17 protein-coding genes and 1 pseudogene are annotated in these 21,634 nt (G+C 73.6%); 13 read left to right on the plus strand and 5 right to left on the minus strand.

What is annotated here, in order from left to right:
• Position 1: 1 nt before the first annotated feature.
• From KME75_RS03360 to KME75_RS03385, 6 genes are all read left to right on the plus strand, one after another.
• The gene (locus tag KME75_RS03360; protein ID WP_219413025.1) at positions 2-1,681 is read left to right on the plus strand and encodes a dipeptide ABC transporter ATP-binding protein; all 1,680 of its coding nucleotides are present in this window, start codon (positions 2-4) and stop codon (positions 1,679-1,681) included.
• A gap of 38 nt (positions 1,682-1,719) precedes the next feature.
• A complete protein-coding gene (locus tag KME75_RS03365) occupies positions 1,720-2,367 on the plus strand; it encodes a GntR family transcriptional regulator (RefSeq protein ID WP_219413026.1) in 648 nt (215 codons plus the stop codon).
• 184 nt (positions 2,368-2,551) lie between these two features.
• Entirely contained in the window at positions 2,552-3,877 is a 1,326-nt protein-coding gene (locus KME75_RS03370) for an ABC transporter substrate-binding protein (protein ID WP_219413027.1), read from the plus strand.
• A gap of 101 nt (positions 3,878-3,978) precedes the next feature.
• Positions 3,979-4,908: a carbohydrate ABC transporter permease gene (locus tag KME75_RS03375; RefSeq protein WP_219413028.1), complete on the plus strand. Its 930-nt coding sequence runs from the start codon at positions 3,979-3,981 to the stop codon at positions 4,906-4,908.
• On the plus strand, positions 4,905-5,726 hold the full coding sequence (locus tag KME75_RS03380; RefSeq protein WP_219413029.1) for a carbohydrate ABC transporter permease: 822 nt from the start codon (positions 4,905-4,907) through the stop codon (positions 5,724-5,726). The genes KME75_RS03375 and KME75_RS03380 overlap by 4 nt, the downstream gene beginning before the upstream one ends.
• A 90-nt stretch (positions 5,727-5,816) precedes the next feature.
• A complete protein-coding gene (locus KME75_RS03385; RefSeq protein WP_219413030.1) occupies positions 5,817-8,645 on the plus strand; it encodes a family 78 glycoside hydrolase catalytic domain in 2,829 nt (942 codons plus the stop codon).
• Positions 8,646-8,744: 99 nt separating this feature from the next.
• Here the strand turns inward: KME75_RS03385 and KME75_RS03390 are convergent, their stop codons facing one another.
• Together KME75_RS03390 and map are read right to left on the minus strand one after the other, a co-directional pair.
• The gene (locus tag KME75_RS03390) at positions 8,745-9,632 is read right to left on the minus strand and encodes an MOSC domain-containing protein (RefSeq protein ID WP_219413031.1); all 888 of its coding nucleotides are present in this window, start codon (positions 9,630-9,632) and stop codon (positions 8,745-8,747) included.
• Positions 9,633-9,641: 9 nt separating this feature from the next.
• Positions 9,642-10,444: pseudogene (gene map / locus KME75_RS03395) on the minus strand (type I methionyl aminopeptidase).
• Between the two features lie 34 nt (positions 10,445-10,478).
• Here map and KME75_RS03400 point away from each other — a divergent pair.
• From KME75_RS03400 to KME75_RS03410, 3 genes are all read left to right on the plus strand, one after another.
• On the plus strand, positions 10,479-10,748 hold the full coding sequence (locus tag KME75_RS03400) for a helix-turn-helix domain-containing protein (RefSeq protein WP_219413033.1): 270 nt from the start codon (positions 10,479-10,481) through the stop codon (positions 10,746-10,748).
• Between the two features lie 88 nt (positions 10,749-10,836).
• Positions 10,837-11,808 carry a zinc-binding dehydrogenase gene (locus KME75_RS03405; protein ID WP_219413034.1) on the plus strand — a complete coding sequence of 324 codons (972 nt, stop codon included), beginning with the start codon at positions 10,837-10,839 and terminating at the stop codon, positions 11,806-11,808.
• A 101-nt stretch (positions 11,809-11,909) separates the two neighbouring features.
• Entirely contained in the window at positions 11,910-12,374 is a 465-nt protein-coding gene (locus KME75_RS03410; RefSeq protein ID WP_246631387.1) for a hypothetical protein, read from the plus strand.
• Between the two features lie 202 nt (positions 12,375-12,576).
• On the opposite strand, the gene KME75_RS03415 is transcribed toward KME75_RS03410, so the two are convergent.
• Positions 12,577-13,752, minus strand: coding sequence for a pyridoxal phosphate-dependent aminotransferase (locus KME75_RS03415; RefSeq protein WP_219413035.1), 1,176 nt, complete (start codon positions 13,750-13,752; stop codon positions 12,577-12,579).
• A 233-nt stretch (positions 13,753-13,985) separates the two neighbouring features.
• Between KME75_RS03415 and srmL the strand changes: the two genes are divergently transcribed.
• Both srmL and KME75_RS03425 read left to right on the plus strand, forming a co-directional pair.
• The gene (gene srmL, locus KME75_RS03420) at positions 13,986-15,110 is read left to right on the plus strand and encodes a PheS-related mystery ligase SrmL (RefSeq protein ID WP_219413036.1); all 1,125 of its coding nucleotides are present in this window, start codon (positions 13,986-13,988) and stop codon (positions 15,108-15,110) included.
• A gap of 98 nt (positions 15,111-15,208) precedes the next feature.
• On the plus strand, positions 15,209-16,450 hold the full coding sequence (locus tag KME75_RS03425) for a multidrug effflux MFS transporter (RefSeq protein WP_219413037.1): 1,242 nt from the start codon (positions 15,209-15,211) through the stop codon (positions 16,448-16,450).
• A 65-nt stretch (positions 16,451-16,515) separates the two neighbouring features.
• On the opposite strand, the gene yczE is transcribed toward KME75_RS03425, so the two are convergent.
• Complete coding sequence (yczE, locus tag KME75_RS03430) at positions 16,516-17,142, minus strand: membrane protein YczE (protein WP_372452553.1); 627 nt, start codon at positions 17,140-17,142, stop codon at positions 16,516-16,518.
• A gap of 117 nt (positions 17,143-17,259) precedes the next feature.
• Here yczE and KME75_RS03435 point away from each other — a divergent pair, with 117 nt between their 5' ends.
• Together KME75_RS03435 and KME75_RS03440 are read left to right on the plus strand one after the other, a co-directional pair.
• The gene (locus KME75_RS03435; protein ID WP_219413039.1) at positions 17,260-18,987 is read left to right on the plus strand and encodes a TPM domain-containing protein; all 1,728 of its coding nucleotides are present in this window, start codon (positions 17,260-17,262) and stop codon (positions 18,985-18,987) included.
• Entirely contained in the window at positions 18,984-19,211 is a 228-nt protein-coding gene (locus tag KME75_RS03440; RefSeq protein ID WP_219413040.1) for a hypothetical protein, read from the plus strand. Before KME75_RS03435 ends, KME75_RS03440 begins: the two co-directional genes overlap by 4 nt.
• Before the next feature lie 89 nt (positions 19,212-19,300).
• On the opposite strand, the gene KME75_RS03445 is transcribed toward KME75_RS03440, so the two are convergent.
• Positions 19,301-21,616, minus strand: coding sequence for a beta-xylosidase/alpha-l-arabinosidase (locus KME75_RS03445; protein WP_219413041.1), 2,316 nt, complete (start codon positions 21,614-21,616; stop codon positions 19,301-19,303).
• Positions 21,617-21,634 lie beyond the last annotated feature (18 nt).

The following is a 21,634-nucleotide window of genomic DNA, read 5'->3' on the forward strand; positions in this document are numbered from 1 at the left end:
CATGACGACCACCCAAGAGAGCGGCACCCAGGAGAGCGGCCCCCGGAAGAGCGGCGGTGCGCCGCTGCTGCGGATTCGCGACCTCGAGGTCAGCTACGCCGACCACGCGGTGCTCCGGCCCGTCGTGCACGGGATCGACCTCACCGTGGGCCGCGGTCAGCGGGTCGCGATCGTGGGCGAGTCGGGATCGGGCAAGTCCACCAGCGCCGCCGCCGCGATCGGCCTGCTGCCGGGCACCGGCCGCGTCACCGGCGGCACCATCGAGTTCGACGGCGAGGACGTCACCACGGCCATCACCGCCGGCGACGAGCGGCGGCTCCGCAGGCTCCGCGGCCGCCAGATCGGGCTGGTGCCCCAGGACCCGATGTCCAACCTCAACCCGGTGGCGCGGGTCGGGCGGCAGATCGCCGAGACGCTGGTGACACACCGGCTGGCCCGCGGGCAGGCGGCGAAGCGGCGGGCCGTCGAGCTGATGACCGAGGCGGGCATCCCGGACGCCGAGCGGCGCGCCCGGCAGTACCCGCACGAGTTCTCCGGCGGGATGCGCCAGCGCGTGCTAATCGCGATCGCGCTGGCGTGCGAGCCGCAGCTGCTCATCGCCGACGAGCCGACGTCCGCGCTCGACGTCACCGTGCAGCGGCAGATCCTCGACCACCTGGAACGGCTCATGGCAGCGCGCGGCACGTCGATGCTGCTCATCACGCACGACCTGGGGCTCGCCGCCGACCGGACGGACGAGGTGGTCGTCATGTGCCAGGGCCGGGTCGTCGAGACCGGCCCGGCCGCGCAGATCCTGCGCGACCCGCAGCACGAGTACACGCAGCGGCTGGTGGCGGCGGCCCCGTCGGTGGCGGGCAGCCGCAGCCGGGTGGTGGTCCCGGCCGTCACCGAGGAGTCCCCGGTGCCCGCGCTGGAGGTCACCGACCTCGTCAAGGAGTACAAGGTGCGCGGCCAGCGGGAGCCGCTGCGGGCCGTGGACGGGGTCTCCTTCGCCGTGCCGCAGGGCACCACCACGGCCATCGTCGGCGAGTCCGGCTCCGGCAAGACCACCACGGCCCGGCTGGTGCTCGGCCTGGAGCGGCCGACGGCGGGGCACATCCGCATCGCCGACCAGACCCTCGACGGCGCCGACCGCACGCGCAGGCGTGCGATCCGGCGGCAGATGCAGCCGGTGTTCCAGGACCCGTACGGGTCGCTGGACCCGGTGCTGCCGGTGGAACGGCTGATCGACGAGCCGCTGCGGGTGTTCGGCATCGGCGACCCCGGATCGCGGCGGCGACGGGTGGCCGAGCTGCTCGACCACGTCGCCCTGCCCCGGGGGGCCGCCCAGCGGCACCCCGTCGAGCTCTCCGGCGGACAGCGCCAGCGCGTGGCGATCGCCCGCGCGCTCGCCCTCGCGCCGAAGCTGGTGATCTGCGACGAGGCGGTGTCGGCGCTCGACGTGCTCGTGCAGGACCAGATCCTCGAGCTGCTCACCCAGCTGCAGCGCGACCTCGGCCTGTCCTACCTGTTCATCACCCACGACCTCGCCGTGGTGCGGCTGATCGCCCACGACGTCGTGGTGATGCGGCGCGGCCAGGTCGTCGAGCACGGGAGCACGGCGGAGATCTTCGACCGGCCGCAGGCCGAGTACACGCGCACCCTGCTCGACGCGATCCCCGGCGCCGGCGCGGTGGCCTGAGCGCAGCGGGCAAGCTGGAGGGGACGGACGGGGAGAACATGAGTGGTGCGGCGGGCCGGGTGCTGCGGGCCCTGCGCAGGGACATCCTCAGCGGTGAGCTGGAGCAGGGCATGCGGCTGACCGAGACGAGCCTGTGCACCCGCTACGAGGTCTCGCGGGTGCCGGTGCGGGAGGCCATCCGGACCCTCGCCGCGGAGGGCTTCGTCGCCGTGCGCCCCAACCTCGGCGCGACTGTTGCGACGATCTCCGCCGACGACGCCGACGACCTCTACGCCGTGCGGTGCACCATCGAGGAGATCACCGCCCGCCGGTGCGCCGCGCTGGTGGCCGCGTCAGCCACCGGTGCGGACGGGTTGGTGAGCCGGCTCGACGAGATCGTCGAGACCGGGCTGGCCGCGGTCGCCGCCGGTCGGGCGGGCGAGCTGCCCGTCCTCAACACCCGCTTCCACCTCACGATGGCGGAGCTGAGCGGCAGCGCGAGCCTGCTCTCGCTGTTCCGGCAGGTCGCCGACCGCATCCAGTGGATCTACGCGACCAACGTGTCGGTGCAGGGCAGGCGGTCCTGGACCGAGCACCGCGGCATCGTCGATGCCATCGCCGCTGCCGACGAGGCCGCAGCGGCGCGCCGGGCGCGGGAGCACATCGCGAACTCCCGGCAGGGCTTCCTGTCCGCGCGCGGGGCCTGACGCCGCGCCCGGCATCGCAGCAAAGCCACTTTCCTGCAACCAGGTGGCAGGAAAGTGGCTTTGCTGCAACTCGGGATCGGCTCGCACCTACGCCTTGACGCTGGCCGATGCGCGTCCCTACCATCCCCGCACACGGCTTGAAACGATTCAAGACGCAGCCGACGTCTGACGAAGAGGTCATACGATGCGCAAGCCCACACCCCGACGCACCCGGATGCTCATCGCCCTCGCGACCGCTGCCGTCGTCGCCACCGGCTGCAGTGCCGGCAGCCTCGGCTCCAGCGGGGGCGACGGCGAGGGCGTCGCGCTGTCGTTCCTCACCGGCAACAACCCCGACGACGTAGCCCTCGCCGAGGGCTTGGCCGAGGCCTACATGGCCGAGAACCCCGATGTGAACGTCGAGGTCCAGACGCGCCCCGGCGGCACCGAGGGTGACAACCTCGTGAAGACGCGCCTCGCGACCGGCGACATGGCGAACGTCTTCGTGTACAACTCCGGCTCGCTCCTGCAGGCCCTCAACCCGACGCAGACCCTCGTGCCGGTCACGGACCAGCCGTGGGTCGCGGACCTCGACCAGACGTTCGTCGACGCGGTGTCCGCGAACGGCGAGGTCTTCGGCGCCCCGGTCGGCACCGTGCAGGCCGGCGCCGTGATGTACAACAAGGCCGTCTACGAGCAGCTCGGGCTCGAGGTCCCCCGCACCTGGGACGAGTTCATGGCGAACAACGCGGTGATCGCCGAGCGGACCGACGCCGCGCCGGTGATCCAGACCTACCAGGAGACCTGGACCTCCCAGCTGTTCGTCCTCGGTGACTTCCACAACGTCCTGCAGGCCGAGCCGAACTTCCCCGAGCGCTACACCGCGGGCGAGCTGAAGTACGCGACGTCCGAGGCGGCGCTGCGGGGCTTCCAGCACCAGCAGGCCGTGCACGAGGCCGGATACATGAACGAGGACTTCGCCTCCGCCACCTACGAGGAAGGGCTGCGGATGCTGGCCCAGGGCGAGGGCGTGCACTACCCGATCCTCACCAGCGCGCTCGCCGAGATCGTCGCCAGCTACCCGGACGCGGTCGACGACATCGGCGTCTTCGGGCTGCCGGGCCCCGACCCGGCGACGCACGGCATCACCGTCTGGACGCCCGGCGCGGCCTACATCCCGCAGACCACGGAGGGCGCGCAGCGCGAGGCGGCGCTGGACTTCCTGGCCTTCATCGCCAGCCCCGCGGGCTGTGCGGCGATGACCGAGGCGGCGACCCCGGTCGGCCCCTACGTCGTGGAGGGCTGCGAGCTCCCCGCGGACGTGCCGCCCGCGGTGGAGGACATCCGGGCCTACCTCGAGAAGGGCGCGGCGAGCCCGGCGCTCGAGTTCCTGTCGCCGGTGAAGGGTCCGAACCTCGAGAACCTCACGGTGGAGGTCGGTTCCGGCATCCGCTCCGCTGAGGACGCCGCCGCGCTGTACGACCAGGACGTCGCTCAGCAGGCTCAGCAGCTCGGCCTCGAGGGCTGGTGACCGCGGCGCGCTGAGCGCCGGCAGACCCGGTCCGGTCGCCGGGCCCGGCTCGTGACAGCACGAGCCGGGCGCGGCGCCGGACCCGCGCAGGGAGGCGCACGATGGCGACGAAGACCACAGCACAACCTGCGGCCCCGCCGGGCCGCAGCGCTCGACAGGTGAAGGCGGGCGGCCGGAGGAAGAGCTTCTACCCGTACTGGTTCTACCTCCCGGCGGGGATCGTCTACGCGCTGCTCTTCCTGATCCCCACCTTCGCGTCCTTCTACTTCAGCCTCACCCGGTGGACGCTGTTCGACACGGAGTTCATCGGCTTCGACAACTTCGTCACGTTCTTCGAGCAACCGCAGCTCGTCACCGGCCTGACGAACACGATGATCTACGCCTTCGTCACCTCAGGCGCGAAGGTGGTGCTGGGCCTGCTGCTGGCGGTGTTCCTCACGTCGCAGATCATCGCCCGCGACTGGCTGCGGTCGGTGATCTTCTTCCCGGTGCTCGTGAGCACCGTCGGCGTCGGCATCACGTTCCAGGTCCTCATGGATCCGCAGGAAGGGCTCATCAACGAGTCATTGGCACTGCTGGGGATCGACGGACCCGGCTGGCTCACCGACCCCGCCCTCGCCCTGCTGTCCGTCGCCGCGGTCGACATCTGGAAGGGGGTCGGCCTGGCGACCGTCATCTACATCGCCGGCATCGTCTCCATCCCGCAGGAGTACTACGAGGCCGCGAAGGTCGACGGCGCAGGGTCGCTCCAGAACTTCTGGCACATCGTCCTACCGCTGGCGCGACCCGCCACCGCGACGGTGATCATCCTGTCGCTCATCGGCGGTCTGCGGTCATTCGAGCTGATCTGGGCGATGACGCGCGGCGGGCCGGGATTCACGTCCGACGTCATCGCATCGGTCATCTACAAGCAGTACCAGGCCGGCTTCTACGGGATCTCGACGGCCGGCAACGTGGTGCTGTTCCTCGTCGTCACGGCGATCGTCCTGCCGCTGACGCTCTTCCTCAACCGGCGAGAGGTGGAGATGTGAGCCGCACCTACCGCTACTGGGCCAGCACGCTCGGCCTCGTCCTCACCGGGATCGTCTTCGTCGTCCCGTTCGCCTTCATCCTCCTCACCTCGCTGAAGACGCGACAGGAGGCCGGCCTCCTCGGGTTCTCCTGGCCCACGGAGATCGCCCTCGTCGAGAACTTCGCCGAAGTGATCCAGGCGCGCGACTTCATGCTCGTGATCGCCTTCATCAACAGCACCATCCTGACCGTCGCCAGCGTGGCGGGCATCGTGGTGCTCTCGGCGATGGTGGCGTTCGTCCTGCAACGGCGCAAATCGCGCTGGAACGCGTTCATCAACTTCCTCGTGCTGTCCGGGCTCATCATCCCGCCGGCGGTGGTGCCGACGATCTGGGTGCTCCAGGGGATCAACCTGTTCGACACGATGTTCGGGCTCATCCTCATCGAGGTGGCGTTCGGCCTGTCGTTCTCGATCCTGCTCTTCCGGGCCTTCATCTCGACGATTCCCCGCGAGATCGACGAGGCCGCGATCATCGACGGGGCGAGCCCGCTGCGGGTCTTCTTCCGGATCATCCTGCCGCTGCTGAAGCCGGTCGTCGTCACGGTCGTCGTCGTGCAGGCGGTGCAGGTCTTCAACGACTTCGTCAACCCGCTGTACTTCCTGCCCGGAAACCCCACCGTCCAGCTCACGCTCTACAACTTCCAGAGCCAGTTCCAGACGAGCTACAACCTGCTCTTCATGGACATCCTGCTCATCACCATCCCGCCGCTCATCATGTTCATCTTCTTCCAGCGGCAGATCGTCGCCGGCATGACCGCCGGCGCTGTGAAGGGCTGAGAACATCCCGGCCTTCGCCCTCGTGAGTGGAAACGAGTGCTGGAGCACTCGTATCCACTCACGGCCCGCACCGCTCCCAGGAGGGAACCCGTGACCGCCGCGCCGTCGACCCGCGTCGTCCGCACCACCGCCGAGCACGCCACCGACCGCAGCACCGTCGCCACGCCGACACCACGCCTGTCGTGGGTCGTCGAGACCGACGTCCCGAACTGGCGACAGGCGTCCGCCGAGCTCGAACTCGCACACCCGCGCGCCGCGGGCCCGACGACGGTCCGCCTCGACGGGCCCGAGTCGGTGCTCGTCGACTGGCCGTTCGAGCCGCTCGCGGCAGGCGACGAGGTCGCCGTCCGGGCGCGGGTCACCGGCGCGGACGGTGGGACCTCCGCGTGGAGCGAGCCGCTGCCCGTCGTCGCAGGCTTCCTCGCCGACGGGGACTGGACCGCGCGGATGGTCGGCCTCGCCGACCCGCAGCGGCCTGCGCAGCCGGTACTCGTGCGGCACGCCTTCACCCTCGACCGCCCGGCGCGGCGGGCGCGCCTGTTCGCCACCGCGCACGGCGTCTACCAGGTCGCGGTGAACGGCCGCGACGTCGACGACGAGGTGCTCAAGCCGGGCTGGACCGCGTACCGGTGGCGCCTGGTGCACGAGACGACCGACGTCACCGACCTCCTCGCCGCGGGCGAGAACGCCATCGGCGTGCGCCTCGCCGGCGGGTGGTGGACCGAGCGCTTCGGCTTCCGGGACGCCGCCGCGCCGGTCTACGGCGAGCAGCCTGCGGTCGCGGTGCAGCTCGTCGTCGAGTACGAGGACGGCACGAGCGAGACGATCGCCAGCGGCGAAGGCTGGCGGGCGACCGGCGACGGGCCGACGACCCGCAGCGGGATCTATCTCGGCGAGCGCTTCGACGCGCGGCGCGAGGCCACCGGCTGGTCGAGCCCCGGCTTCGACGACGGCGCGTGGTCGCCCGTCCGGGTCGACGGGGACTTCCCGGTGCCGCAGGCGCGCCGCTCGCCGGGGGCCCGCCGCGTCGCCGAGCTGCCGGTGCGAGAGGTCATCACGACCCCGAGCGGCAGGACGGTGCTCGACTTCGGGCAGAACCTCGTGGGCCGGCTGCGTCTCACCGTGCGCGGCGCGGCCGGGACCACGGTCACGCTCAAGCACGCCGAGGTGCTCGAGCACGGCGAGCTCGGCACCCGCCCGCTACGCGCGGCCGAGGCCACCGACACGTACACCCTCGCCGGCACCGGCGAGGAGACCTGGGAGCCGTGGTCGACGTTCCACGGCTTCCGCTACGCACAGATCGACGACTGGCCCGGCGAGCTCGACCCGGCCGACGTCGTCGCCGTCGTCCTGAGCAGCGACATGCGCCGCACCGGCGAGTTCACGTGCTCCCACGAGCAGCTGCAGCGGCTGCACGAGAACGTCGTGTGGGGCATGCGCGGCAACTTCCTGCACGTCCCGACCGACTGCCCGCAGCGCGACGAGCGGCTCGGGTGGACCGGCGACATCCAGGTCTTCGCACCGACCGCCACCGACCTCTTCGACTGCAACGGCTTCCTGGTGAGCTGGCTGGAGGACCTCGCGCTCGAGCAGGAGGCCGCGAACGGGATCGTGCCGTTCGTGGTCCCGCACGTCCTCGGCCGGGCCATCCCGGCGGCTGCCTGGGGCGACGCCGCGACGGTCGTCCCGCAGGTGCTCCACGAGCGCTACGGCGACCGGCAGGTGCTCGTCGACCAGTACCCGAGCATGCGCTCGTGGGTGGACACGATCCTCGCGCTCGCCGGCGAGCGCCGGCTCTGGGAGGGGAAGTTCCAGTTCGGCGACTGGCTCGACCCGGCAGCGCCGCCCCAGCGGCCCGGCGAGGCGAAGACCGACCCGGATGTCGTCGCGAGCGCGCACGTCTTCCGGTCCACCGACATCCTCGCCCGCACCGCGGCGCTGCTCGAGTACACCGACGACGCCGAGCGGTACCGGCGCATCGCCGAGGAGGTCCGCGCCGCGTTCCTGCGCGAGTACGTGACCGGCGCCGGCCGGATGCTGTCGGACACCCAGACCGCGTACGCGATGGCGCTCGAGTACGGGATCGCCACGGACCCGCAGGTGCGCAGGCAGATGGGGGACCGCCTCGCCGACTTGGTCCGCGCGGCCGGCTACCGGGTGGCCACCGGCTTCGTCGGCACCCCGATCGTCTGCGACGCGCTGACGAGCACCGGGCACGTCGACGTCGCGGGCCGCCTGCTGCTGCAGACCGAGAACCCGTCGTGGCTCTACCCCGTGACGATGGGCGCGACGACGGTCTGGGAGCGCTGGGACAGCATGCTGGAGGACGGGTCGATCAACCCGGGCCAGATGACGTCGTTCAACCACTACGCGTTCGGCGCTATCGCCGACTGGATGCACCGCACCGTCGCCGGCCTGGCGCCCGCCGCGCCCGGGTACCGGGAGCTGCGGATCGCGCCGCAGCCGATCGCCGGGCTCGACTTCGCCCGGGCCGCGCACGAGACGCCGTACGGGCGAGCGGCCGCCGGCTGGGAGCGCACCCCGGACGGCGTGGTCGTCACCGCGCAGGTGCCGGCCGGCACCACGGCGACCGTGCACCTGCCGGACGGGTCGGACCCGGTCGCCGTCGGTTCGGGCTCGCACTCCTGGACCGTCGCCGTGGCCGCCCCCGCCGCGGCCGACGGCGTCGTCTCGCTCGAGTCCGAGCTCGCCGACATCGTCGACGACCCGGCGGCGTACGCCGCCGTCATGGGCACGCTGCGCGAGTACGACGAGGGGCAGGCGCGCGAGTTCCGCGACACGACGCGATGGGTGCGCGGCAGCCGGCTCGCCGACGTGATGCGGCGGATCCCCCCGGTCGTCCAGGCCGACGTGGCCAAGGCGCTGGAGACCGTGAGCCGCTCCCGCGGAACTGGCTGAAACGTTACATCCATGGTCGTCGCGGCAGTGCACACCGGACGCCGACGGTGCACAGCGCCGGAGGTGTGCACGGGCGCCGGCCGGTGTGCACCGCCGGCGTCACGCCACCGGCTCGACCCGGTGGTCGTCCCCGACCGCGATCTCGCCGGCCACCGTGACGTCGGCGTAGACCCCCGCGCACGCCCACGTGCCCAGGTTCGGGATGTCCACGCGGTTGTGCTTGGCGATGGTGCGCAGCGTGACGGGGTCGCGGGGCAGGTCGCCCTGCGCGAGCGTGGTCATCACGCAGCGCATGGTCGGGATCGACACGGTGATCCGCGGACCGGCGTCGAACGCGATCGTTCGCCCGGGCCACTCGTTCTCGGCGAAGCCCGCCGGCGCGCCGTCGAGCACCAGGTTGGGGCGGTAGCGCTGCGCGTCGAAGGTGGCGTCCGGGGCGAGCTCGCGCAGCCGGTCCAGCGTCGAGCCGGTGAGCACGTGCAGCACCGCGAGGTCGAAGAACGCGGTCGACCCGGGCGCCATCGCCGCGACGTCGAACCGGCTCACCGCCTCCCCGGTGTCCTCCCGGCGCACCTGCGTGCCGTCGATCACCGCCTGCGGCGCGAGCCCCTCGATCTCCGGCCAGACCTCCTCGAAGTGCGCCTCGGCGGGTCGGGCCGTGGTCAGCCGGACCGGACGGCCCAGGATGGCCGAGAGCGCCTCGTCGATGCCGGGGTCGTCGCTGCGCAGCACCGACCCGTCCGGGAAGGTGATCTCCACCGGCAGCGGCGCCTCCCCCGGGCGGGGCTCCGCCACGTAGCGCGCGGAGAAGTCCAGCAGGCCCGACCAGCGGCGCGGTACCTTGGCACTCGCCACCGTGCCCGTCCCGGCGTCGACCACCGCGTACGCGCGGTCGCCCGGGATCCCCCTCGAGTCGACGACGCAGCTCGCCAGCGACTCGCCGAGCATGGACTTGACCGGATAGCGGTGGATCGCCGTGATGGGCATCTCCCGGTTCTAGCAGTGGCCGTGCGCCCCGGCCACTGCTCGATCGGACGGGAGCGTGAGGACCCGCGGCCCGTCCTCGGTGATCGCCACCGTGTGCTCGACGTGCGCCGCGCGGCTGCGGTCGGCGGTGCGCACCGTCCAGCCGTCGGGGTCGTGGCGGTAGGCGTCGGCGCCGCTCGCCACGAGCATCGGCTCCAGTGCGAGCACCAGCCCGGGCCGCAGGGTCAGCCCGCGCCCGGCGCGGCCCTCGTTGGGGACGAACGGCGCCTCGTGCATCGCGCGCCCGACGCCGTGCCCGCCGTGGTCGGCGAGCAGGCCGAACCCGGCGGCACGTCCGACGCTGCCGATGGCGTGCGCGACGTCGCCCAACCGCGCGCCGGGCACAGCGGCGGCGATCCCGGCCGCCAGCGCCCGCTCGGTGGCCTCGATCAGCGCGACGTCGACGGGGTCGGCGCGCCCGACCACGACGCTGAACGCCGCGTCCGCGCACCAGCCGTCGACGTGCACCGCGAGGTCGACGCTGAGCAGGTCGCCGGGGCGCAGCGGCTTCGCGTCCGGGATCGCGTGCACCACGGCGTCGTTGACGCTGGCGCAGATCACGCCGGGGTAGGGACGCGGCGCCCAGTCGGGGTGGTAGCCGAGGAACGTGGGCCGCGCGCCGGCCTGCGCGATGAGGTCGGCGGCGAGGACGTCCAGCTCGCGGAGGGTGACCCCGGGCGCGGCACGGTGCTTCACCGCGGCGAGGACGTCTCCCACGACCCTCCCGGCGGCGCCCATCGCGTCCAGTTCGCCCGGGTCTTCAACTCGATCATGCCGATAACTATACCGGTATTACTATTGGGCGTCATGGTGCGCGTCCCCCTCACTCCGGCCGACCGCGAGCGCGGCGAGCGGCTCGGCCGCCTCCTGCGGGAAGCCCGGGCCGACCGCAGCCTCACCGAGGTCGCGGGCGCTGCCGGCATCTCGGCCGAGACGCTGCGCAAGATCGAGACCGGCCGGATCCCGACCCCGGCGTTCTTCACGGTCTCGGCACTGGCCGGAGCGCTCGGCCTGTCCCTGGACACGCTCGTCGCCGCGGCGGCCCCGCCGCCCGAGGAGGAGAAGCGGGCCGTGTGAGCGGCCGGTCGCACTGCTTGACCTGAACTCAAGCTCATCTTCCAGGCTTCTCCTCGACCACGGAGATCGAGTCGAGGAGCACAGGGACATGCAGGTCGTAGAGGTGACGGAGTTCGGCGGCCCCGAGGTGCTGGTGCCGCGGGAGGCACCTGACCCGGTGGCCGGGCCCGGCGAGGTGGTGGTCGATGTGGCCGCCGCCGACGTGCTGTGGGTGGAGACGATGGTGCGCCGCGGCCTGGGCGGCGCCTACTTCCCCGTCACGCCGCCCTACGTGCCGGGCGGCGCCGTCGTCGGGCACGTCCGATCGGTCGGCGACGGCGTCCTTACTCACTGGGTCGGCCGGGTGGTCGCGGCCCGCACCGGCGGGTACGGCGGGTACGCCGAGCGGGTCGTCGCGCCCGCCGCCGGGCTGGTGCCCGTGCCCGACGGGGTGGAGCTCCCCGCGGCGGCGGCGCTGCTGCACGATGCGGTCACGGCGCTCGCGCTGTTCGAGGGCGCGGGGATCGGCAGCGGGGACCGCGTGCTGGTGGTGGGTGCGAGCGGCGGGCTCGGGATCGTGTCCGTCCAGCTCGCGAAGGCCCGGGGCGCGCGGGTCGTCGCCGTCGCCCGCGACGAGCGCAAGCTCGCCCGAATTCGCGAGCTGGGCGCCGACGCCGTCATCGACTCCGAGACGCCCGACTGGGTGGGGCAGGCCCGCGCCGCGCTCGGCGGATCCGGCGCCGATGTCGTCCTCGACAACGTGGGCGGGCAGGTCGGCGAGGCCGCGTTCGCGACGCTCGCGCCGGGCGGCCGGTTCTCCGCGCACGGCACCCCGAGCGGGCGGTTCGCGGAGGTCGACCCGGCCGAGGCCGAACGCCGCGGGATCACCGTGCGCGGGATCGGCGACGTCCAGCTCGACGACACCGCCCTCATGCGCCTGACCGCGGAGGCGCTGGCGGAGGCCGCCGCCGGCCGCGTCGTACCCGTCATCGGGCAGACGTTCCCGCTGGTCAAGGCCGCGGACGCGCACGCGGCGATCGAGGCCCGCACGGTGTTCGGAAAGACCCTGCTGTTGGTCTGATCGGGTGATCTCGGTTCGGCCGCCGACGCCGGCGTCCGAACCCGGCCGCCGGCTCCGAGGTAGCGGTGCACGCAGGACGAACCGCACTGAAGGAGCAGGACATGACCGACATCGCCCACGACGACCAGTTCCCCGCCTACGAGGCCGCCGCTCCCAGCGACGCCGTCCGCGCCCTGGACCGGCTCGTCGGGACGTGGCGGGTCACCGGCGGAGCCGAGGGCAAGGTGACCTACGAGTGGATGGAGGGGGGCCACTTCCTCCTGCAGCGGGTCGCGCTCGAGCAGTACGGGCAGCGGATCACGGGGCTGGAGGTGATCGGCCACCTCCGCCCGTTCGGCGAGGGAGCCAGCGCCGACATGCATTCCCGCTTCTACGACGCGGCGGGCAACACGTTCGACTACGTCTACGAGCTCGAGGGAGACACCTTGCACATCTGGGCCGGGGCGAAGGGCTCGGCCGCGAAGTTCACGGGAACCTTCGACGAGGGCGACCAGGTGATGGCCGGCGAGTGGGTCTACCCGGGCGGGGGTGGCTACCCGTCGACGATGACCCGGACCGCGGGCTGATCACCGCGGGGCGACTCGCCCGCGGAAAACGGGCGACTCGCGCGCAGAAAACGGGCGACTCACGGAACTCCCCGCGAGTCGCCCGTTCCTGCCCCGCGAGTCGCCCGGTTCTGCCACGCGAGTCGCCCGTTCTGGCCCTGCGAGTCGCCGGGTTTCGCCGGCCCGGGTCGCCCCCCGGTGACACGGCGGCCGGATCGGGCGGTCAGCCGCGCAGCGCGCCCAGCCGCGACACGGCCTCGGTGAGCACCTCGGCGCGCTTGCAGAACGCGAAGCGCACGAGCGTGCGGCCGAGGTCCGGGTCGCTGCAGAACACCGACACCGGCACGGCGGCAACGCCGATCCGCTCGGGGAGGCTCCAGCAGAGCTCGGCGCCGTCGCCGAACCCGAGCGGCGTCACGTCGGTGACGACGAAGTAGGTGCCCGCCGACCGGAACACCGTGAAGCCGGCCGCGCGCAGCCCGTCGGAGAGCAGGTCCCGCTTGCCCTGCAGTTCCTCCGCCAGGCCCGAGTAGAAGGTGTCGGGCAGCCCGAGTGCGGCGGCGATCGCCGGCTGGAACGGCGCTCCGCTGACGTAGGTCAGGAACTGCTTGGCCGCCCGCACCGCGGAGACGAGCTCGCCGGGGCCGTGCACCCAGCCGACCTTCCAGCCGGTCACGGAGAACGTCTTGCCGGCCGAGGAGATCGTGAGGGTGCGCTCGGCCATCCCCGGCAGCGTCGCCATCGGCACGTGCCGTCCGCTGTCGAAGACCATGTGCTCGTAGACCTCGTCGGTGACCACGACGGCGTCGTACTCGGCGGCGAGCTCGCCGATGAGCGTGAGCTGCTCGCGGTCGAGGACGGTGCCCGTCGGGTTGTGCGGGGTGTTGACCAGCACCACCCGGGTGCGCGGCGAGAAGGCGGCCCGCAGCTCGTCCGGGTCGAACGCGAAGTCCGGCGCCGCCTGCCCGTCCGAGCCGTACTGCGGACGCAGCGGCACCGGCCGCAGGGTCGCGCCGGAGAGCGCGATCGTGGCGGCGTAGGAGTCGTAGTAGGGCTGGAAGGTCACCACCTCGTCGCCCGGGCCGCACAACGCGAGCACGGCGGCGGCGATCGCCTCGGTGGCGCCGGTGGTGACGAGCACTGCGTCCGGGTCGACGTCGAGGCCGTAGAAGCGCCGCTGGTGCTCGGCCACAGCAGCCCGCAGCTCGGGGATTCCGGGGCCGGGCGGGTACTGGTTGACCCCCGACTGGATGTTCGCCGCGGCGTCGGCCAGCAGCGACGGCGGCCCGTCGGTGTCGGGGAAGCCCTGGCCCAGGTTGATCGCCCCGGTGCGCACGGCGAGTGCAGACATCTCGGCGAAGATCGTCGACGTGAACGGGCGCATCCGCTCCACCAGCATGCGCGCACGGTAACCCGCCGGTCCGCGCGCCACCGACGCTCCCCGCACCGCCCGAAACCCGCTCGATCCGCGCCGCGTCCGCCGCTACCGTCGCGGCACCCATGCGTCACGAGCAGCGATTTCCCCGCCCCCGGCCGCCGCGCGGCCGCGAGGGCCTGCTCGCCTGACGGTCCTCGCGCCGCAGCGGCCGGGGGGTGTTCCGCCACCGCCCACCGCTTCGCGAGGACGCACCCATGGTCACCCTGCTCTCCCCCTCCGAGATCGCGTCGGCGCTGCAGCTGCGCGACCTGTCCGATCCCGCCCACGGCCCCCACGCGATGCAGCTGCTGCTCGACCGCGCCGTCGACGCCCTCGCCGCCCGCTGGGGCTGCGCCGTCGACGTCCGGCGGCCGCGGCCGGTCGTCGCCGTCGAGGACAACTACGACCGGCTCGGGTACGAGCGCTCCGCCATCACCCGCGACAGCCGCTACACGCGCTACGTCAGCGAGACCACGATGCTGCGCAGCCACACCACGGCGGGCGTGCCGCCGCTGCTGCGCGAGCTGGCCGCCCGCCCGGGCGGCGCCGACGTGCTGCTCGTCCTCCCCGGTCTCGTCCACCGGCGCGACGTCATCGATCGGCTGCACGTGGGCAGCCCGCACCAGCTCGACCTGTGGCGGATCCGCGACGACGGCCCGGCGACCGCCTCCGACCTGCAGGAGATGGTCGAGACGCTCGTCAGCGCGATCCTGCCCGGTGTGCGGTGGCGCGCCGAACCCGCCGAGCACCCCTACACCGAGCGGGGGCGCCAGGTCGACGTCCACACCTCCGACGGCTGGGTCGAGGTCGCCGAGTGCGGCCTCGCCGCCCCGCACGTGCTCGCCGGGGCGGGGCTCGACCCCGGCCGCTGGCACGGCCTCGCGCTCGGCATGGGGCTGGACCGGGCGCTCATGCTGCGCAAGGGCATCCCGGACATCCGGCTGCTGCGGGCGGCGGAACCGCGGATTGCCGGGCAGCTGCTCGACCTCGACCCGTGGCGGCCGGTGTCGATGATGCCGCCGGTGCGCCGCGACCTGTCGATCGTGGTCGACGGCGATGTCGATGCGGAACTGCTCGGTGACCGCGCCCGCGACGCGCTCGGCGGCGATGCCGACGTGCTCGAGGACCTCTCCGTGCCGGCCGTCGTGCCGCACGACGACCTGCCGCCGCACGTCCGGGAGCGGCTGCTGATCCGGCCGGGGCAGGTCAACGCGCTGGTCCGGATCAGCCTGCGCCCGGTGGCTCACACCCTGACCGATTCGCAGGCCAACGCGCTGCGCGACCGCGTGTACGCCGCCCTGCACGAAGGCCCGGTCGGAGAGTGGACGACGTGGCGGTAGGTGATCGTGTTCCCGCCCACAGTGCGGCCCGATCGGGAACAGTCGCCCACCCGTCCCGTCTTGATCGATCCGTGACGCTGACTCCCGATCGTGTCCCAATGGCCGTACCGGACACCCGGGGGGAACGCCTCCGGCTGATCCTCACCTTGGGTGCCTTCGTCGCCCTCGGCCCGCTGACCATCGACCTCTACCTCCCCGCGCTGCCCACGATCACCCGCGAGATGCTGACGTCGGAGTCGGCAGTGCAGCTGACGCTCACCGGCACGCTGCTCGGCCTCGGCCTCGGGCAGTTGTTCATCGGCCCGCTGTCGGACACGCTAGGCAGGCGCGTGCCGCTGCTCATGGGCACGTCGTTGCACGTGCTCGCCTCGGTGCTCTGCCTGGTCGCGCCGAACATTGCCGTGCTCGGCGGGCTGCGCGTCCTGCAGGGCCTGGGGACGGCGGCGGCCGCCGTCGTCGCAATGGCGATCGTGCGCGACCTCTACAGCGGACGGGCCGCGGCCACCCTGCTGTCCCGGCTGATGCTGGTGATGGGCGCCGCGCCGGTGATCGCCCCGACCCTGGGCGGCTGGCTGCTGCAGGTCACCTCGTGGCGCGGCCTCTTCGCCGTGCTCGCGCTCTACGGGCTGCTGATGGTCCTGCTTGCCGCCCGCGGGCTGCGCGAGACGCTGCCCGTGGAGCGCCGCAGGCCCGCGAGCCTGGCCGGCACGCTGCGCACCTACCGCGGCCTGCTGCGCGACCGCACGTTCGTCGGCCTGGTGATCGTCGCCGGGCTGAGCATGTCGGCGATCATGAGCTACGTCTCGGGCGCCTCGTTCGTGTTCCAGGGCCAGTTCGGCCTCGACGAGCAGCAGTTCGGCCTGCTCTTCGGCGCCGGTGCGATCTGGCTGATCGCCGCCAGCCAGCTCAACCCGGTGCTGCTGCGCCGCTTCGAGCCGCGCCAGCTGCTGCTCGCCGCCGTCAGCTTCGGCGCGGTGGGCGGCCTGCTGTTCGTCGTGCTCGCGGCCACCGGCACCGGGGGCCTGCCCGGCGTGCTGCTGCCGCTGTGGATGGTGCTGTTCGCGGTGGGCATGGCCGGCCCGAACGCCCCGGCCGTCGCGCTGTCCCGGCACGGTGAGGCGGCGGGCACCGCGGCGGCCCTGCTGGGCGCCGTCCAGTTCGGGACCGGGGCGATCATCTCCCCGATCGTCGGGGTGCTCGGCAACACCGCCGCCGCCATGGCCACCGCCGTGGCCGGTGGGCTCACGCTCGCGCTCCTCGTGCTCGTCACCGTCGTGCGCCCCTGGCAGCTGCCGAACGTGGAGCCGTCGCCCGTCCCGGCCACCGCGGCGGCGCACTGACCGCTCGTTCGCAGCAAGGTGGCCATGCTGCCGCCCAGTGGCAGTAAGGCCACCTTGCTGGCGTTTCAGGGCTGCCGGTCCCGCACCGCCACCAGCGGCAGGAACGCCTGGGTGAGCGGGCCGATCGCAACGGCGTAGAGCACGGTGCCGATACCGGCGGTACCGCCGAGCAGCCACCCGACCGCGAGCACCGTCACCTCGATCCCGGTCCGCACGACGCGCAGCGACCATCCGGTGCGGGCGGCGATCCCGGTCATGAGGCCGTCACGCGGGCCGGGACCGAGCCGTGCCCCCACGTAGGCCGCCGTCGCCAGCCCGTTGAGCACCACCCCGCCCACCAGGAGCGCGATCCGCGCGGGCAGCGCCTCCGCCGCCGGCATCACGGCGAGTGCCAGGTCGACGACCACGGCGATGACGAGCACGTTCGCGACCGTGCCGAGCCCGGGGCGCTGGCGCAGCGGGATCCACAGCAGCAGCACGATGACCCCGGTGATCGCCGTGATCAGACCGAAGCTCAGCGGCGTCTGCTTCGCGAGGCCCTCGTGCAGCACGTCCCACGGGTTCAGGCCGAGGCCGGCGCGGATCTGCATGGCCATGCTCGTGCCGTAGAGGGTGAGGCCGCCGATCAGCTGGGGAATCCGACGAGCCGGGTCGCGGGTGACGGGGAGCGGGCGGAGCTCGACGGATGCCATGCCTCCCATCCTGCGTCGCTCCGCCGGGGCCGCCATGGGCCAATCCGCGGCGAGTGGACCGTTCGTGGCGTCGGCCGAGCCGCCATGATGGCGCTGTTGCCGAGGGTGGAGGTCGTCGTGCGCAGATTCTCCGCGATCGCGGCCGTGCTGGCGGTGCTGCTGCTGGGCGGCGCCGCGACAGCGCCGGCCGAGCCGCCGTTCCGGCTGGCCGACGGGGTCACCGACCGCGCGGGCGTGCTCGACCCGGCCGGCACGGCCGCCGTCGCCGACGCCGTCGGCGAGTTGCGCGCCGACGAGGGGATCGACCTCTTCGTCGTCTACGTCGACAGCTTCTCCGGCGCGGACGGACCCACCTGGGCCGCCGAGGCGGCCCGGCTCTCGCAGCTCGGGCGGGAGGACGTGCTGTTCGCGGTGGCGGTCGGCGACCGCGCCTACGGCGTGCACGTCGACCCGGAGGTGTCGCTGTCGCAGTCGGCCATCGACGACGCGCTGACCGCCGCGGAGGACCGGCTGGCCGCGGACGACTGGGCCGGTGCCGCCGTCGCGCTCGCCGACGAGCTGGGCGGCGGCTCCGGTGGCTCCGGTGGCGCGGTCGCGTGGACGCTGGTGGCGCTGGCGGGTGCCGTCGTCGTGATCGGCGGGTTCTTCCTGCTGAGCAGGCGCAGGCGGTCCCGGACGGCGCCACCGCCCGCCGCCGCGCCCGCCCCGGGCGACGAGTTCGGCGAGGTGGCCACCGCCGACCTCGCCTACCGGGTCAGCTCGGCGCTCATCGAGGTGGACGACGCCGTGCGCACGTCCGAGGAGGAGCTCGCCGCGGCCCGCGCGCACTTCGGCGCCGAGGCCGTCGCCGGCTTCGCCGAGGCGCTCGAGAAGTCCAAGGCGGACATGCTCGCGGCCTTCGCGACCCGCCAACGCCTCGACGACGACGAGCCCGAGGACGAGGCTGCGCAGCGCGCCCTGTACGCAGAGATCATCCGCAGCTGCCGGGCCGCCGACGAGCGCCTCGACGCGCAGGCGGAGGCGTTCGACCGGCTCCGCGGCCTGGAGGTGCGGGCCGAGGAGTTCGTCGGCGGCCTCGGGACGCGGCTGGACGCCGTGACCGCGCGTGTGCCGGCCGCGGAGTCGGCGTGGGCGCGGCTGGTGGCCCGCTACGCCGCGGCCGCGCTGGAACCCGTGGCCGACCACCTCGACCGGGCCCGGCAGCTGCTCGCCGACGCACGCACCGAGGTGGCCGAGGCGCAGGCCGAGCTGACGCGCGGCGCGCGTGCGGCATCGGTGGTGTCGGGCCGGGTCGCGGAGGACGCGCTGACCCAGGCCGAGGTGCTGCTGGACGGCGTCCCGCGCCGGGAGGGCGAGCTCGCCGATGCCGCCACCCGCATCCCCGCCGCCCGCGCCGAGGTCGAGCAGGACCTGGCCGAGGCCGGCGCTTCCCCGAAGCGCCCGCCCCGCTGGTGGCCAGGGCCGAGGCCGCACTGCGGGCCGCCGACGAGGCCGCGCACGCCCCGATGCCGGACCCGATCGCCGCGCTGCACCTGCTCGACGAGGCCGGCAGCGCGCTCGACGAGGCGCTGGCCGCGGCGCGCGAGGCCCAGGACCGCGCCCGCCGGTCGGCCGCCGCGCTCGACCACGCCCTGCTCACGGCCCGCTCGGCGGTGGCCGCGGCCGCCGACTTCATCGGCACCCGCCGCGGCGCCGTCGGCAGCGGGGCCCGCACGCGGCTCGCCGAGGCCCAGCGGCACCTGCAGCGAGCCGGTGCCGGGGGCGACCCCGTGGAGGCGCTCCGGGAGGCCCAGCACGCGGACGCACTCGCACAGGAGGCGCTGCGGCTGGCCCGGGCGGACGTGACGCAGTGGGCGGCAGCGACCGGCGGCAGGCGCGGGGGCGTCGACCTCGGCAGCCTGGTCCTCGGCGGGATCCTGTCCGGCGCCGCGCGCGGCGGGGGCTACCGCGGCGGCTTCGGTGGCGGCGGCTTCGGCGGCGGGGGTGGTTTCGGGGGCGGCCGCCGCTCGCCGGGCAGTTTCGGCGGCTCGGCCACGCGCGGCAGGCGCGGAGGCGGCGGCCGGTTCTGACCCGCCCGATCCCGACCCCGAGTGTCCGGAAAGCCACGTTCCTGTCGTTGAACGTCAGGAACGTGGCTTTCCTGCCAGTACGGGGCGGCTCAGGACCGGGTGATCTCCGTGTCCACCACCCGCCGGTCCGCCGTGCTCACCTCGTGCACGGGACCGGTCAGCTCCACCGTCGCGGTGAGCACCGGGTCGGCACAGCTCGTCCCCACGAACAGCTCGACCGTCCCCGGCTCCACCACGCGGACCATGCGCCGGTCGCTGAACGCCAGGCGGTGCGTCGGCACGTCGAAGGTCACCTCGGCGGACTCACCGGCGGCCAGCTCGACCCGCGCGTAGCCGAGCAGCTGCACCACCGGCCGGGTCACCGAGGCGACCACGTCCCTGCCGTAGAGCTGGACGACGTCCGCACCCGACCGGTCACCGGTGTTCGTCACCCGGCAGGTGGCCACGATCGCGCCGTCGGTGGGCACGTGGTCCGTCGCGAGCCGCAGGTCGCTGTGCGCGAAGGACGTGTAGGACAGCCCGTGCCCGAACGGGCGCACCGGGGCGGTGTCGATGTTGCTCACCGAGCTGGCGCCGCCGAGCTTCGGGTGCAGGTAGCTGTAGGGCTGCACGCCGACGGAACGCGGCAGGCTCACCGGCAGCCGCCCGGACGGGTTCACCCGCCCGGACAGCACGCCGGCGGTCGCCGCCGCGCCCTCCTGCCCGGGGAAGAACGCCTGGACGACGGCGGCGCAGCGCTCCAGCGCCCAGCCGACGGCGTACGGCCGGCCGGTGAGGAGCACGAGCACCACGGGGGTGCCGGTGTCCAGCAGTGCCTCGACGAGCGCGCGCTGCACGCCGGGCAGCTCCAGGGACTCGGCGTCGCAGCCCTCCCCGGAGGTGCCGCGGCCGAACAGGTCGGCGCGGTCGCCGACGACCGCCACGCACACCTGCGCGTCCCGCGCGGCCTCGACGGCGGCGGTGAACCCGCTGGTGTCGGCGCTGTCGACGTCGGCGCCGCGGGCGTGCACCAGCTCGACGCCGGGCAGCTCGGTCCGCAGCGCCTCGAGCGTGGTCGCAACGTCGAGTCCCAGCTCGACGCCCGGATGCTGAGACAGCACGTGGTTGGCGAAGCTGTAGCACCCGAACAGCGCGGAGGTGTCGTCCGCGTTCGGGCCCACCACGGCCACCCGGCCGAGGGCGCCGGCGTCGAGCGGCAGCGTGCCGTCGTTGCCGAGCAGCACCACCGACTCCTCCGCGAGCCGGGCCGCGAGCTGCCGGTGCGCGGGCGGATCGAGGTCGATGCGCTCGGTGTCCACGTCCCCGAACGCGGCGTCGAGCAGCCCGAGCCGCGCCTTCTGCGCCAGCACTCGGCGGACCGCGCGGTCGACGACGTCCTCGGGCAGCTCGCCCGACCGCACCCGCTCGGCCAGCGGGCCGAGGTAGGCGTTGCCGGTGGGCAGCTCGACGTCGATTCCGGCCGTGAGCGCCTGCGCGCCGGCATCCCCGAGGTCGGCGGCCACACCGTGCAGCGTCGTGAGGAACGCAACCGAGAAGTAGTCGGCCACGACCGTGCCCTCGAAGCCCCAGCGGTCGCGCAGCAGTGCCGTCAGCAGCCCGGCGTCCGCCGCCACGGGGAGCCCGTCGACCTCCGCGTAGGAGTTCATCACCGACCCGACGCCGCCGTCGAGCACGGCCATCTCGAACGGGGGGAGCAGGACGTCGGCGACCTCGCGCGGCCCCGCGTGCACGGGAGCCAGGTTGCGCCCGGCGCGGGAGTTCGAGTAGCCGACGAAATGCTTGAGCGTGGCCACCACGCCCGTGGACTGCACGCCGCGGACGTACGCCGTGGCGACCGTGCCGACGACATAGGGGTCCTCGGAGATGCACTCCTCGACACGACCCCAGCGGGCGTCGCGGACCACGTCGAGCACCGGCGCGAGGCCCTGGTGCACGCCCAGCGAGCGCATCGACGCGCCGATCGCGGCACCAATCGCCTCCACGAGCCCCGGGTCGAAGCTCGCGCCCCAGGACAGCGGCGCGGGGAACGTCGTCGCCTTCCACGCGGCGAGCCCGGTGAGGCACTCCTCGTGGACGAGCGCGGGGATGCCCAGGCGGGTGCTGTCGACGAGCCAGCGCTGCTTGGCCGCGAGCGCGAGCGCGCCCTCGGCCGGATCCACGGGGGCGGTGCCGAACGGGCGGGTCAGCTGGCCCAGGCCGTGCCGGGCGAAGGCGGCGAACTCGCTCTCCTCCTGCTGCATCGCGTCCTGCATCGGAGCCACGTCGCCGCCCTCACCGGAGCCGCCACGCCCCTCCCACAACCCGACCAGCTGGGCGAGCTTCTCCTCCAGGGTCATGCGCGCGAGAAGCTCGGCGACCCGGGGGTCGTCACCCGCTGTGGTGCGGGGAGACACGTCCGTGCTCATGGGTTCCTTTCGCCAATG

The sequence above is a fragment of the Pseudonocardia nigra genome, from assembly GCF_019396355.1.
In the GTDB taxonomy this organism is placed as follows: domain Bacteria; phylum Actinomycetota; class Actinomycetes; order Mycobacteriales; family Pseudonocardiaceae; genus Pseudonocardia; species Pseudonocardia nigra.